This window comes from Paenibacillus sp. FSL H3-0321 (assembly GCF_038002865.1).
GTDB lineage: Bacteria > Bacillota > Bacilli > Paenibacillales > Paenibacillaceae > Paenibacillus_AQ.
The window spans coordinates 721,190-734,674 of the sequence record NZ_JBBODH010000001.1; the positions used below are offsets into that span (position 1 = coordinate 721,190).

The 13,485-nt window shown below is 48.0% G+C and carries 12 protein-coding genes; 6 read left to right on the forward strand and 6 right to left on the reverse strand.

Annotated features, from left to right (window positions below; all coding sequences use genetic code 11):
* Positions 1–75: 75 nt before the first annotated feature.
* Positions 76–1,254: an MFS transporter gene (locus MHI45_RS02970; protein WP_076109555.1), complete on the reverse strand. Its 1,179-nt coding sequence runs from the start codon at positions 1,252–1,254 to the stop codon at positions 76–78.
* A 267-nt stretch (positions 1,255–1,521) separates the two neighbouring features.
* On the opposite strand from MHI45_RS02970, the gene MHI45_RS02975 reads away from it, so the two are divergent.
* The 3 genes from MHI45_RS02975 (at position 1,522) to MHI45_RS02985 (ending at position 4,130) form a co-directional block, all read left to right on the forward strand.
* Positions 1,522–2,445: an ArsR/SmtB family transcription factor gene (locus tag MHI45_RS02975; RefSeq protein ID WP_076109554.1), complete on the forward strand. Its 924-nt coding sequence runs from the start codon at positions 1,522–1,524 to the stop codon at positions 2,443–2,445.
* 106 nt (positions 2,446–2,551) lie between these two features.
* Positions 2,552–3,304 carry an HAD family hydrolase gene (locus tag MHI45_RS02980; RefSeq protein ID WP_038592873.1) on the forward strand — a complete coding sequence of 251 codons (753 nt, stop codon included), beginning with the start codon at positions 2,552–2,554 and terminating at the stop codon, positions 3,302–3,304.
* A gap of 97 nt (positions 3,305–3,401) precedes the next feature.
* A complete protein-coding gene (locus tag MHI45_RS02985; protein ID WP_076109553.1) occupies positions 3,402–4,130 on the forward strand; it encodes a DsbA family protein in 729 nt (242 codons plus the stop codon).
* Positions 4,131–4,226: 96 nt separating this feature from the next.
* Here MHI45_RS02985 and MHI45_RS02990 read toward each other — a convergent pair whose 3' ends face one another.
* The 3 genes from MHI45_RS02990 to MHI45_RS03000 all read right to left on the reverse strand — a co-directional run bounded on the left by MHI45_RS02990 (position 4,227) and on the right by MHI45_RS03000 (position 8,353).
* Entirely contained in the window at positions 4,227–6,509 is a 2,283-nt protein-coding gene (locus MHI45_RS02990) for a type IA DNA topoisomerase (protein WP_076109552.1), read from the reverse strand.
* Between the two features lie 114 nt (positions 6,510–6,623).
* Positions 6,624–7,097 (reverse strand): hypothetical protein, encoded by a 474-nt coding sequence (locus MHI45_RS02995; protein WP_076109551.1) that lies wholly within the window; start codon positions 7,095–7,097, stop codon positions 6,624–6,626.
* The gene (locus MHI45_RS03000; protein ID WP_076109550.1) at positions 7,094–8,353 is read right to left on the reverse strand and encodes a DNA polymerase IV; all 1,260 of its coding nucleotides are present in this window, start codon (positions 8,351–8,353) and stop codon (positions 7,094–7,096) included. Before MHI45_RS03000 ends, MHI45_RS02995 begins: the two co-directional genes overlap by 4 nt.
* A 461-nt stretch (positions 8,354–8,814) precedes the next feature.
* On the opposite strand from MHI45_RS03000, the gene MHI45_RS03005 reads away from it, so the two are divergent.
* Positions 8,815–9,783 (forward strand): helix-turn-helix transcriptional regulator, encoded by a 969-nt coding sequence (locus MHI45_RS03005; protein ID WP_076109549.1) that lies wholly within the window; start codon positions 8,815–8,817, stop codon positions 9,781–9,783.
* A gap of 338 nt (positions 9,784–10,121) precedes the next feature.
* Here MHI45_RS03005 and MHI45_RS35090 read toward each other — a convergent pair whose 3' ends face one another.
* Complete coding sequence (locus MHI45_RS35090) at positions 10,122–10,331, reverse strand: DUF2577 family protein (RefSeq protein WP_368665124.1); 210 nt, start codon at positions 10,329–10,331, stop codon at positions 10,122–10,124.
* 177 nt (positions 10,332–10,508) lie between these two features.
* On the opposite strand from MHI45_RS35090, the gene MHI45_RS35095 reads away from it, so the two are divergent.
* Together MHI45_RS35095 and MHI45_RS03010 are read left to right on the forward strand one after the other, a co-directional pair.
* Positions 10,509–10,748: a tyrosine-type recombinase/integrase gene (locus MHI45_RS35095; RefSeq protein ID WP_083675502.1), complete on the forward strand. Its 240-nt coding sequence runs from the start codon at positions 10,509–10,511 to the stop codon at positions 10,746–10,748.
* A 116-nt stretch (positions 10,749–10,864) separates the two neighbouring features.
* Positions 10,865–11,314, forward strand: a complete 450-nt coding sequence (locus tag MHI45_RS03010; protein WP_076109547.1) for a hypothetical protein — start codon at positions 10,865–10,867, stop codon at positions 11,312–11,314.
* A gap of 85 nt (positions 11,315–11,399) precedes the next feature.
* Here the strand turns inward: MHI45_RS03010 and MHI45_RS03015 are convergent, their stop codons facing one another.
* On the reverse strand, positions 11,400–13,115 hold the full coding sequence (locus MHI45_RS03015; RefSeq protein WP_076109546.1) for a proline--tRNA ligase: 1,716 nt from the start codon (positions 13,113–13,115) through the stop codon (positions 11,400–11,402).
* Positions 13,116–13,485 lie beyond the last annotated feature (370 nt).

Genomic DNA, 13,485 nt, shown 5'->3' on the forward strand with positions numbered 1-13,485 from the left:
TGTCTTTGACTCTACTCTATAGTGTACTCTGAAAGCGTGATCGATTTCCATGCGAGCATCCGTTCTTATCTTACCTCAATTCAGCTGGCGTGGCGAGAATAATAACCCTGCCAAACCGAACAATATATAAAAAGCGCCCAGCAGGACAAAAACACCGCCTCCCCAGCCAAATTGTAGCAGCAGTCCGCCGATGCCCGGTCCCACAATGCTGCCTATACTAAAATGAAAGGAGGAAACCACATTTGCCGCAGGCAGCAAATTACGCGGAAGAATATCTGCAGCGTAACTTAGACCCAGCGAGAAGAAAGAACCTACCAGACCGCCTGCCACCATCAGCACAACCAGCGTCAGCAGGAAATGATTACCGGACAGCGGCAGCAAGGTAAAGGCCAGACCGCCACTCACACCGGAAAAGATCAGAATCTTCTTTCGGCCGTAGCGGTCGCTCCATATCCCCAGCGGCAGTTGAAGCAGCAGACCGCCAATACCGGCGAATGGCAGCAGCGCAGCAATCTGATCCGTGCTGTAGCCAATGCGCAGTCCGTACACAGGGAAATTACTGTTCAGACTAGCTTCCATATAGCCGTAAAGAAGTGCAGGTATCAGGGCATACCAAGCGAGGCTGTAGCTTCGCCCGAAACGCCGCGCTTGTCCCTCCCCATGCTCGACTTTATCCGGAAGGGAATCCGGCAGCTTGATGAGTACCAGCAGCAGCACCAGCACAAAAAGCGCAGCAATAATCAAAAACGGTGCAGCCTGGCCATATCGCAGCAGGCTGATGCCTATCGGGCCGAGACTAAATCCGAGTCCGTAGGACATCCCATACAGCGAGAGATTGCGCCCCCGGTGCTCCGCAGGTGTCATTAACAGCACCCATAGCTGCGCAGCATAGTTAATGGCTGAGTCTCCTATGCCTACAAACAGGCGCAAGACAAACCAGACTTTAATGCCCGGCAGCAGCGGGAACAAGAGCAGCGCTACCAGCACAAGGCTAAGCCCGGCAGCGATCAGCTTCTTGAAGCCGATGGCGCCAAGAACCCGCTCGGCTACCAGCGTCATCGCAAAAGAGCCTACATATAAAGCAGCGGCATTAAGGCCGTTGAGCGAGGAAGAGACCCCTTTTTGCTCCAGCAGAATGGAGAGCACCGGAAGCAGCAGCCCTTGGCTGAGCCCGGCAGCGATAATAACGGTAATCAGAATCATATAATTCCATTTGTTGTTCAGTTTGCTTGTTGCGGTGAGCCTGTCTGACACGGATGAATCCTCCTAAAAGTTTTGTGAGCATTTACTTCCTGAGTCGCTTCGAACAAAACTGGCTTCGAAAGCATACGCTTAGTTTTGTGAGCATTTACTTCCTGAGTCGCTTCGAACAAAACTGGCTTCGAAAGCTCAGGGCTATGTAATACAATAGTTAAGCAAACGGACGTGAAACGGCAAACACCGAACATTATAGTGGACAACCCTCTTCAAAACAAGAGATAATATATAGAAGTGACGGATTTCCCTGGGGGTGTATGCTTCATGAGCTATGAACTGAAAATTGATGTCTCGCCTGTATATGAACTGCTGGACAGTTTCATGATATATGTTACCGGTAAATGGATCTCCAATCTGGATATAGGTCCCGACTGGGTCCGTGATCTCGACGGCCGCATACCGCCGCAGCAGGTATCCGCTCTGAAGCAGGCTGCCGAATGGCCTTTTACTGACTATGATGTGCTGTATGCCTGGGCTTACAACCGCGGGCCAGGCTCCAAAGTGCTGCAGTTCCTGGACGAACTGGAGTCTTCCTCACTGGAGGAGCGCTTCGAGCGCTTGTCTCCCCTGTTTCCCGATTTTACGATTGAAGAATGTAAACGGATCAAGGACAGCTATGCTCCGCTTCTTCGCCTTTGGTATGATCAGTACTTCCGCCATGTGGAGCAGAAGATTCTGCCGCTGCTGATTGAGGATGCCTCGGAGAAGAAGCTGCTGGAGAGCAAAATGGACCCTGGAGCGCTGATTGAATACGCCTCAGGCGGAGTGGTAGTCGGTGACATCCCGGATTTGCAGACTATTGTGCTGCTGCCTACGGTGCACAACCGGCCGATTAATACGTATTGCTTCTATAATACCTTAATGATCATTCAGTACCCTGTAGATGTGCCTTCTGAAGACGAAGACGAGCCGCCTACCGTACTACTGCGCCTGACCAAGGCGCTGTCGGACCCGACGCGTCTAAGACTGCTGCGCTATGTGGCTAATGAGCCCAAGACCATATGGGACATGCAGTCCGATTTGAGCCAGTCCAGTGAAATGCTTATGCATCATTTGCTTATCCTACGGGTCGCTGGTCTCCTGCGCGTCCATCTGGGCAGTGAGGGAGAAGGCAATGAACGTTTCAGCATCCGCGCGGACGGCGCATCGGATCTTCAGATGTTCCTGGAATCTTATATTCGTTTATAATAACAGTACCAAACAGAGACAGAGACAAGCGAATGCTTACGAAGCGAGTTTTGTACGAAGCCCTGCCCATAAGTATCAGCTAACAAAACTTTTAGGAGTGAGCGTTATGAAATATTCAACACAGCAAGTAATTTTCGATTTGGACGACACCCTGGTGCACTGCAACAAATATTTTGACCTCATTCTGGGGCAGTATTTCGAACTCATGTCCGACTGGTTCAGCGGCATTGGTCCTACTACGAGTGAAGTCCGCACCAAACAGGCCGAGATTGATGTAGAGACGGTAAGCACCAGCGGACTGGCCAGTGAAAACTTCCCCAAGTCCCTCATCGCAACCTACCACTATTTTTGCGCCAAATTCAACCGGTCAACCGATCCCTATCAGGAGCAGCAGCTGATGAAGCTTGGACTCAGTGTCTACGATCAGGAAATCGAAGCTTATCCGGGCATGGTCGAGACGCTTGATTCATTGAAACAGGACGGTCATGATTTATATCTGTACACCGGCGGCGACGATACGATTCAACAGCGCAAGATTGAACAGATGAAGCTGGATGTATATTTCAACGACCGGATCTTTATCCGCCAGCACAAAAATGTAGAATCACTGGAAAATATTCTGAGCACTTACCCGTTCGAGCGCCAGCGCACCTGGATGATCGGCAACTCTCTGCGTACCGATGTACTCCCTGCCGTGACCGCAGGCATCAACAGCATTTACCTGAAGCAGCAGAACGAATGGCTCTATAACCTGATCGAGCTTCAACGTGAAATGCAGCAATCTGTAGTAACCATTTCTTCCATTCACGAAGTAACCCCGGTTATCCGGACAGCGTCTTTGCGGCAAAATCACGGGTGACGAAAAGACAAGTCCTTGTTACAAATGACATAGGCAACCTCCTGGCAGTGTGATTATACTGTTTGAGAAGATTTTCATCTCATTGCAGGAGGTAGGAATGAACAAGAAGACGAACCCTAAGAACGCTCCAGACAGCAGACGCTTACTCCCCATGCTGCTGGCTGTAGTTGTGGTTATCCTCCTTGGTGTGCTTGTCTATATCACGACGAGCAACAAAGACGATGAGGCCATAGTATTCGACAATCTGCCCAACTATACGGATGTAAAAGGCACCATCGTGGTGGACGGGCTGAAGTATGAGAAGCAGCCGCATCTCGGAAGCAAAGATGCCAAGGTCAAGGTCATTGAATTCGCCGATTTCAAATGCCCTGCCTGCAAGAAATGGACGGCAACTTATCTGGATACGTTCATTAAAGATTATGTAGACAGTGGCAAGGTACAATTTTATTTCATGAACTTTGCATTTATTGACCGGGATTCTTATCTTGGCGCAAGTGCCGGCGAAGCCATCTATAAGCAGAGTAACGAGAAATTCTGGGAGTATCTTCACAAGCTATATGAGAATCAGGGTGACGAAAGCAAGATCTGGATTACCCAAAAGTTCATCCTAGACTTCGTGAAGAACAATATTGATGGCCTGGACTACGCTCAATTTGAGCAGGATGTCCAGAATCACACCTACATGTATGATGTGAAGGAAGACTTTAAGATTGCCGGCTCTTATGGAGTGAATGGCACACCTAAATTCATGGTGAACGGCGTTCTCCTGCCGAACTCTTCATATGAAACACTGGCCGCTGCAATCGAAGCCGAACTGCTCAAATAAGAAAGTAATGCATTTAAAAAGAGGATGTGCTCCGGCCGGAAATCATTAGGCCAGGGTGCATCCTCTTTGATTGCTCGTAAGATTTAAACTTTGCCTTTATTCTACAGTCAGTTGACCTGTACTTACATCTGAGAGTACCAGCTTGCCCTCCTGCGGTGAGCCGTCCTCGCAGGCAAGCTTCAGCTTGCCTGTTTTGCCTTTCTCAATCAGCGCCTTGACCTGGGCATCACTAAGGGTGCGGCCGTGATTTTCCTTCCAGATGACAAATTTACAGCCTTCCTTGTAATGGGAACAGCCATACCCTTTGCGCCCCATAAAAATCGTTCCACCGCAGCCGGGCCGCGGACACTTCCCGATGATTTTTGGTCCGTCATCCCCTTTGGCCGCAGCCGCTTTTCCGGCAGCTTCCGCCCCTGACTCGCCAGCCGCCTTGCGGGGCTTCGCCTCAGCCGGTTTACCTGCCGGCTTGCGTGCCGCACCGGCTCCGCTTCGTCCTTTGGCTCCGCCTTTCAAGGATGGCGTCTCCCCTTCAAAGGAGGTTTTGGCTGCCCGGGACTGTACCCGGACTTTGTCCACAATCATCGAGGCGAAACGCTTGACGTTCTCCATAAACTGCCCGTCCGCCGCCGTACCTCTGGCGATTTCATTCAACCGCCGCTCCCACTGGCCGGTCATTTCCGGGGACGTTAGCAGTTCGACGCCTGCACCGCGAATAAGCTCAATGGCAGTCCTGCCCTTTTGCGTGATGGCGATTTTTTTGCCCTGCATTTCCACATAACCCACGTTCTTAAGCCGTTCAATCGTCGCCGCGCGGGTAGCTGGTGTGCCAAGGCCGGAGTCCTTCATCGCGTCGCGCAGCTCCTCATCCTCGATCTGCTTGCCCGCACTTTCCATCGCTTTCAGCAGCGTGCCCTCCGTGTAGTGCTTAGGCGGCTGGGTGTCCTTCTCTTTGACGAGCGCATCACTGCACAGCACCCCATCGGCAGGAACCACTGAGAAGGGTTCATTCACTTCAATTTCTTCTTCCTCTTCCTCTTCCTTGCCTTTGCCCTTGGACGGCTTGGCCTTGTCCTTCTTCTGATCGCCGTAAATCACTTTCCAGCCGAGGGACAGCAGCTCCTTAACCGTAGTTTTGAAATTTTCGTTCTCCACCTCGGTAAGGACGGTATGAACCTTATATTCAGCAGCCGGATAAAATTGCGATAGGAAACGGCGCACAATCAAGTCGTACAGCTTGGCCTCATCCGTGCTAAGTCCCGATGCTTTGCGGTTAGTCGGCAGAATGGCATGGTGATCTTCAACCTTCGAGGGATTGCAGATAAACTTATTGCCTTTATGGACCAGATTCCGGTTGGCACCTTTAACCCATTCGTCGTACGATGTTCCTTGCAGGGCGGAAAGCGTCTTGTGCATCTCCGGGATGTTCTGCTCGGTCACATAGTTGGAGTTGGTCCGGGGATAGGAGATCACCTTATGCTTTTCATATAATGCCTGAGCAATATCGAGCGTTTTTTTGGCGGAAAAAGCATGCTTACCGTTCGCCTCACGCTGCAGCAGCGTCAAATCATATAACTTATTCGGATACTCTTTCGTCTCTTTGACCTCATAAGAAGCTATCCTGCCCGGCTTGCCCTTGACCTTGGCGGCCAACGCTTCAGCTTTGGCTCCATCCGTCAAACGTTCCCCTTGCCACATCCCTTTGTAGGTCATCTCGTTCTGAGCGAAATGTCCCTCCACTTCAAAAAACTTAAGCGATGAAAAAGCTTCTATCGTCTTCTGGCGGTCATAGATCAGCGCAAGTACTGGAGTCTGCACCCGCCCGACGGACAGCAGCACATTATGTTTGGTCGTAAACGCACGCGAGCCGTTCATGCCAATCAGCCAATCCGCTTCACTGCGTGCTCTGGCGGCTTTGGTCAGGTTTTCGTACTCTGAACCGTCCCGCAGCTCCTGGAACCCTTTACGGATCGTCTCCGGAGTCAAATCGGAAATCCACAGCCGTTTCACCGGCTGATTCAGCTTCAGATGCCGCTGTATCAGCGAAAAGATATGCTGTCCCTCCCGCCCGGCGTCGCAGGAATTGACCAATAGGTCGCTGCGTTTGGCCAGTTCACCAATAACTTTCAGCTGGTCAATGGTACGCGCATTGGGTACCAGCTTGAACTGCTCGGGGATGATCGGCAAATCATTGATATTCCATTTTTTATATTTGTCGTCATAGGCTTCAGGCTCGGCCAACCCGATAAGATGTCCAATCGCCCATGTGATGATGTACTGCTCCCCTTCCAGATAGGAACGGTAATTTTTGGCCTTTGGTTCTATTGCGGCGGCGATATTCCGCCCCATATCCGGTTTCTCCGCAATAATAAGTGTCTTCAAAAAGTATCGCTCCTTAACCTTCATTGTTCCAAATTACGTCCAGTAGTCTATTATACCATTATGATGTGAATAAAAAATACCCGCCAGTTCAAATTGAACTGACGGGGTTTGGTCTTATTTTTGCAGGTCTTTTAATACTGTCCCAAGGTCGGCGGTATACTTGGTCAACCTTAAGCTTATCTCTGTACGCATAACATCACGAGTTAGTCCAAAGCGTTCCTGGTACCCCCGGCAAAAGATTTTATAATATACCAAAAATTCCTCCTGTTCATCCGCCAGCATCCTGATATTCCGCTGCTTCAGCTCTTTTTGCAACTGATAGGTATCCTGAATAATTCTACGCTGTATGGCTTGACCGGCCATTAAATAGGCGCGTTTAAGGATGTTGCCTGAATGTTCGATCTCCTTCAGGCTCTTGCTAACCATAGTATCTATGTAAGGAAGCAATATGAGGTCACGAACCATTGTCCGTTCATCAACGGTTATCATTTTTCTTACCTCATTATCTTGCTTCTGCTCATACTGCTCCACGTGTTCGGTCATTAACATTTTGGTTTTCCATCTCTCATTCCCGTTTAATTTACTCATTTATAATGTCCTCCAATCTGTTCGGCCCGTTCCAGGGCAACTCCAGATTCGAGCAACGAGGAAGCACGTATGAGCGCTCGGCTACCGTACCGGGTTTTGATTTGATCAATTGCCCGTTCTCTGTTGTATGTGCGGATACGGTCATCAAATAACGTAAGTTGCATGACACTGTCATCGGTCAAATGCGATATAGATATCGCTAAACGGCTTAAAGGCATACCGGTCCAATTATCAACGAATAAGCGATATGCTGCTGCTGCCACCTCATGAGTTAAAGACGATGGCTCCGGCAGTGTCATTTGTCGGCTGTATGAATTTGATTTATCACCATCGGTTTCTGATACCGCTATAGACACCGTTGCTCCCATATACCGGTATCTCCGCGCTCGTTGGCAAACCTCAATTACCAATTCAAGCAAGACAACCTCGATTTCAGGTAGCCGGGTATACAAATTCCAGCGTAGAGCCTTACCGTGTCCTACTGATTTGATTTGATGGCGTATCCCGGTAACTACTGGACTGGGATCTATGCCACGGGCAGTCTGCCAGTAATACTCCGCCTGAATATCGCTTTGCTTGCCCATAGTCGTACGCATTCTCCGCTTAAACTCGCCTAACTCCATACGGGCAATATCTCCAATTGTAGTAATACCCATGCGGTAAAAATTTTTGCTCATTCGGCCAGCCACCATAAACATTTCATGCACTGGCAACGGCCAGAGCTCTTTATCTAAATTGTCGTAATCAAGCCTGAAAATTCCGCCGTCCTTCTTCTTGGCAAAGTTGTTTGCCATCTTAGCCAGTATTTTTGTCGGTCCGATCCCCACTCTGGTCCAAACACCAGTTGATAACATGACATGCTGCTGAATGGAGTGAATTACCTCCTGCAAATCTCCTCCAAAAAAGCTCAATGAGCCTGTCACATCCAAAAATTGCTCGTCGATACTGAAGGCTTCAACAAGGTCGGTATAACAGTGATAGATTTCTGAAATCAGCAGAGAGACCTTTATATACGTACTCATCCGTGGCCGGATGACCACGAGATCCCGGCATTTAGTCATTGCTTCACCCACGCGTGACGCGGTGGTTACGCCATAGGCTTTGGCGATGGGGCATGCTGCCAATATAATGCCATTCATCCTGGTTGGATCTCCGACTGCGACAGGCTTATCTTTGTATTCAGGGTGGGCAGCCTTTTCGACGCTTGCGTAAAACGCTTGGCAATCTGAAAGTAAAATGATTCGGTCCTTAGGCATATCGCTGCACCCGTGTCGGATGCCACGCGAGGATATTAGAGAGCTCCAGGTATATGATTTCGATGGTTTGGCCGATGCTCATTTTCATGATTGATCGCCTCCGATAAAATAAGAACATTTGTTTGTATTATAACCAAACATACGTTCCTTATACAATAAGTAAGATATTCTTCGAATGGGATAAAAAAGAAATTAATTAAATATATACGATAAGGTGGGGCTGGTATTTGGTTAGGACCAAAACGTTTGAATTGTCATTGAATGATAACGTTGATATTATCCAAGGCAGAGTAGTATCCTTATCTGCGCTTAGTGTTTGATGTTGTGTAAGCGCTGAAAATTTATATTAGGCTAGTTAAGGAATAAAATATATCCTCTCTTTTCCGCAAGTAAAATCAAGCAATCCAATTTCCATTACTCTATGATGACTATAGAGTGGTTGAAACGAGGTGAACAGCCGAATGTACAAGTGGCACAAGCAAATCCAAATAATCGTTGATGAAATCGACGAGTGTATTAAAAATCGTAACGGTGAAGCAATAACGCTACAATTTCTTTCTCGCAAGTTGGGTTATTCCGAATTTCATACTACGAGAAAATTCAAGGAAATATCGGGCATGCAATTTAGGGATTATCTGCGGCACAGAAAATTAGCCTTTGCACTAAAAGAGGTTCGGGATAGTGAAAAAAGCATTTTGGATATTGCTTTTGATTATGGTTTTTCATCACATGAAGCTTTTACCAGGGCTTTCAAGGGAACATATGGTGTAACTCCAAGTGAATACCGAAAAAAGCCTATGCCTGTCGCCCTTCGTACAAAAATAAACCCTTTCGACCGCTACTTTTTCAGATTTGGAGAGATTGGTATGATCAAATCTACAGATGATGTTAACATTTATTTTGTAACCATTCCCGCACACAAATTTTTGCACATTAAAAACTATGAGAGTAATGGGTATTGGGATTTTTGGCAAAAGCAAAGTCTTATTCCGGGACAGGACTGCGAAACAATTTGCGGCTTACTCGATAGTATCAAGGGCAAATTGGATGACGATGGCGGGAGTGAATCTAACGGCGGCAGCGGTCAGATTATGGCTTACATTAATGACCCGGACGGCAGACTCTGCGATTGGGGTATTCCGCGTACAGAGTGTTTTGGTGTACGTCTTCCTTTTGATTATAAAGGTGAAGTACCACCTCAAATGCTTATGATTGATGTTCCCGAAGCCGAGTATATTGTTTTTGATCATGGGCCATTCAATTATGAGCAGGAAAATCGTAGTGTAGAGGAAAAGATGGAAAGGGCAATGGCAACTTTTGATTTTGCAGGCACTGGTTACTGCTTTGATACTTCCCTTGGGAGAATCATTTACGTTTATCACGATCCGGAGCGGTTTTTGAAGTATATCAGGCCAGTGTGGAAGTCATAATCAATAAACAGCACCTGCCCAAATGCGGTAGGTGCTGTTGTTTATGATAACGTCCTGACACCGCTCCTTCACAGATAATGTGCTGATGAAGAAAATAAGCAAACTGTAGTGTTGTCTCCGCAACCATATAGCGCATGATTAGTTGGATTATGAAATATTCTCTCAGATAACGAGTTCGACTATCAAAAAGCAAGATACAAATCGAGTTCCTCGTCTATTGATGATAGTGTTCGTATTGTTTTTGCAGGAACAAAGATAAGAATCATAAGTTGTACTGAGCCCAGATATTCCAATAGAATAAATATCATCTCATAATCATCAAATTCTAGTTTGTCGGATCAGCAGCAACCTATGCCTGCAACAAGTGCTTTTCGGATTACAATTTCCTGAACCCCTATAGTGCCCCTCAGCTTTGCCTGCGTTTCTGGGACAATCAAAAAATCCTCTGAAAGCTCCAGCCGGCTATCGACTAAAACGCTTAGAGGATTTATCTTTGTTACGGATCCCAACTGCACTCCTACAGGCCCCGCCGCGCCTACTGCGCCCATGGCCCACACTTAATGGCTTCCAGCATATTTACACAGCCTCAATTCTAAGTCATAAGATGCACACCATCAGATTTTTTTATTAATACCCATTTTCTTGATGTATAAATTCACAGAGCACCCAACTCACAGGCGGAATTCCCTCAGGGCTTCCATGTACTTTCCTCGTTTTAGCTCAAAATCAAACAGGAGGAAAGATATAAGCACTATCAAGAGACACATAACAATTTTATAGAAACCCTTTTTATACTTACAAACCATAATGGGACTCCGTTCTGTCCTGAAAAACTCGTCAGACGTATGGCAAGGTTCTTGAAGCTAACGAATGTAAAAAAGCATACAACACCTCATATTTTCCGCCATACACACATCACAATGCTAATCGAGGCAAGTCTGAATCTGGATCTCCAATTGATTTAAAAACTATCATAAGTCGAGTAGGTTTCGTTTTTTTAATAATTTCATATATATCCGTTAGTTAGTCCAAGCAACACGACGGTTTTCTCATATATTAATTTTAAGGAGGTGAATATCCTATGACCATTCAATTTGTAGATTTACGTTTATCGAACCAGGCAGCTTCCGATGCAACTCCAGTTGTGATTCCATTAGCGGCTACCCCTTTGGTATTCGGAGATATCGGGATTCAGACCGCAGGGGTACTGCCTGAGAATCAGAGCAACGTCCGCGTGCTGCTGGCTGGATATGTAAAGACGGAAAACAATCCCTTGTTCAATACGAATACCCTTAGAGTTCGCAGAAATGGAACCATTATTTTTACGACAACATTTGGGGTGGCGATCAGCAGGGAAAATGAAGCTTTTGGTTTCTCTGCTGTAGATGTCCCCCCTGCTGCCATTGTGGCAACCGGGCAAATTCAGTATACGGTTGAAATCTTCACCAATGCAGCTGTCACAGATCCATTTAATAACGTCCAGGCGAGAAACTTCAGCGGAATTGCCGCTGCAGGCAATTTCTCCGGCTAAACAATCATCCCCTGCCAATCTTAAGATTGGCAGGGGATTCAAATACATAATCAAAAACGCCGCAAGCTGCTATTAAACTTTCACTTCATTTCAAAGTCCCGGCAATCCGCATAACCGCTTCTGTAATATCCAGTACTTCCTTAGTGCTGGCTTTGCGGTCCATATATTCAACGCTCTGCGCTGCAGCATCCTTGCCTACAATAATCGCAACCGGAATACCGATCAGTCCGGAATCCTTGAATTTCACCCCGGCACGCTCATCCCTGTCATCATAAAGCGTGTCAATCCCTAGAGAGGTAAGCTGTGCATACAGTCGTTCAGCCACCGCTGTCTGCTCTTTGTCCTTGGTTGACATCAGCAGAATATGAACATTGTAAGGCGCGAGAGCTTGGGGCCAGATAAGACCCTGTTCATCATGATTTTGCTCGGCTACAGCAGCCAGCAACCGCGAGATGCCAATCCCGTAGCAGCCCATAATCATTGGAGCACTTTTGCCTGAATCGTTCAAATACGTGGCTCCCAGCTTCTCACTGTACTTGGTACCCAGCTTGAAAACATGGCCGATTTCAATTCCCTGATGAAAGTGCAGTACCCCTTGTCCGCAATTCGGACAAGCCTCCCCCTCCAAGACATTTCGGAGATCACCCACATGCTTGAGGCTGAAATCCCGTCCGGGTACGACACCGCGGAGATGGTAATCTTTCTCTCCGGCACCCGCTATACCCGACTCCATGGCCGCGACTGCCGAATCAACCAGCACGGTCAGCGAAAGACCGACTGGACCGACATAACCGCTCTCTACTCCGGCGGCATGCTGCACAGCTTGATAATCCGCCAGGGAGATGTTGCTAGCCCCGATCATTTTGGTCACCTTATGTTCGTTGACCTCATGATCACCGCGAACCAGTACGGCATAAAATTGACCGTTGGCTTCATATATCAGCGTCTTGATGATTTCCTCAGGCTGGATGTGCAATTCCTGTTCGAGTTGTTCAATCGTCCGGATGTCCGGTGTATGGAACTTCTCGGCAGCAGGTTGGTCCCCTCTTATCGTGCGTACTTCTTGCTCTCCCTCAGGAGACCGAACTTCAGCCAATTCCAGATTTGCAGCATAATCGCAGACGGAGCAGACACCAATGGTATCTTCTCCGATTTCGGAAAGCGCCATAAACTCGTGGCTCCCGCCTTCGCCGCCTATGGCCCCGGAATCGGCATGCACTGCCCGGTACAGCAGACCGCAGCGTTCAAAAATCCTTTGATAGGCGTTATACATTCGAACATAAGATTCGTCCAGCCCATCCCAACTGGTATCGAAGGAATAGGCATCCTTCATCAGGAACTCCCTGCCCCGCAGCAGCCCGGAACGCGGCCGGCGTTCATCACGAAACTTGGTCTGAATCTGGAACACAGTCAGCGGCAGCCTCCGGTAGGAATTGATCTCCCCCCGTACCAGTGAAGTTATTACTTCCTCATGGGTTGGCCCCAGTACAAACTCACGGTCATGACGGTCTTGAAGCTTGATCAGCTCCTTGCCGTAGACCTCATATCGCTCCGACTCTTTCCACAGCTCAGCAGGCTGCATCGCGGGCATCAGGATCTCCTGTGCACCCGCGGCACCCATTTCCTCGTGGACAATCTGTTCAATCTTGCGCAGCACACGGCGGCCAAGAGGCAAATAGGTATAGATTCCGGCCGCCAGCTGACGGATGTATCCTGCACGCAGCAGCAGCTGGTGGTTTGCAGTCTCGGCTTCAGCCGGAGCTTCGCGAAGGGTTGTAGCAAGTAGTTGACTTTGACGCATAAGGTTCAGCCCTCTCTGGTTTGGTTAGCACAATTTCTCAAGTTTTCTTAAGAAAACGCAAAAAGACACATCCGTCAGGGACGAATGCGTCGTGATACCACCCTATTTCAACCGCCAAGCTGTGCCTGACAGTCCTCAATTCCGGATAACGGCCGGGGCCGGCAGCACCTTAATGTCTTTCCAAAGTGCAGCAGCTTTCAAGGCAGGGTACACTTCTCTCGCTTCATGAAGGACCTTTCAGCCGGTGAGTCCTCTCTCTGATCCAAGCGATTCCAGAAACGTAGATCCTTGATCAACGCTATTACGCTATTAATATGGTATTCAATTTAAAGGATAATGCAAAATTCGTCAAGCCCGCTGAGAGATCCAC

What these genes read in the sequence shown, in the direction of transcription:
- MHI45_RS02975 (WP_076109554.1), top strand. Translation starts at nt 1,522, where the DNA reads ATGAGCTATGAACTGAAAATTGATGTCTCGCCTGTATATGAACTGCTG.
- MHI45_RS02980 (WP_038592873.1), top strand. Translation starts at nt 2,552, where the DNA reads ATGAAATATTCAACACAGCAAGTAATTTTCGATTTGGACGACACCCTG.
- MHI45_RS02985 (WP_076109553.1), top strand. Translation starts at nt 3,402, where the DNA reads ATGAACAAGAAGACGAACCCTAAGAACGCTCCAGACAGCAGACGCTTA.
- MHI45_RS02995 (WP_076109551.1), bottom strand. Translation starts at nt 7,097, where the DNA reads ATGAGTAAATTAAACGGGAATGAGAGATGGAAAACCAAAATGTTAATG.
- MHI45_RS03000 (WP_076109550.1), bottom strand. Translation starts at nt 8,353, where the DNA reads ATGCCTAAGGACCGAATCATTTTACTTTCAGATTGCCAAGCGTTTTAC.
- MHI45_RS03005 (WP_076109549.1), top strand. Translation starts at nt 8,815, where the DNA reads ATGTACAAGTGGCACAAGCAAATCCAAATAATCGTTGATGAAATCGAC.
- MHI45_RS35090 (WP_368665124.1), bottom strand. Translation starts at nt 10,331, where the DNA reads ATGGGCGCAGTAGGCGCGGCGGGGCCTGTAGGAGTGCAGTTGGGATCC.
- MHI45_RS03010 (WP_076109547.1), top strand. Translation starts at nt 10,865, where the DNA reads ATGACCATTCAATTTGTAGATTTACGTTTATCGAACCAGGCAGCTTCC.
- MHI45_RS03015 (WP_076109546.1), bottom strand. Translation starts at nt 13,115, where the DNA reads ATGCGTCAAAGTCAACTACTTGCTACAACCCTTCGCGAAGCTCCGGCT.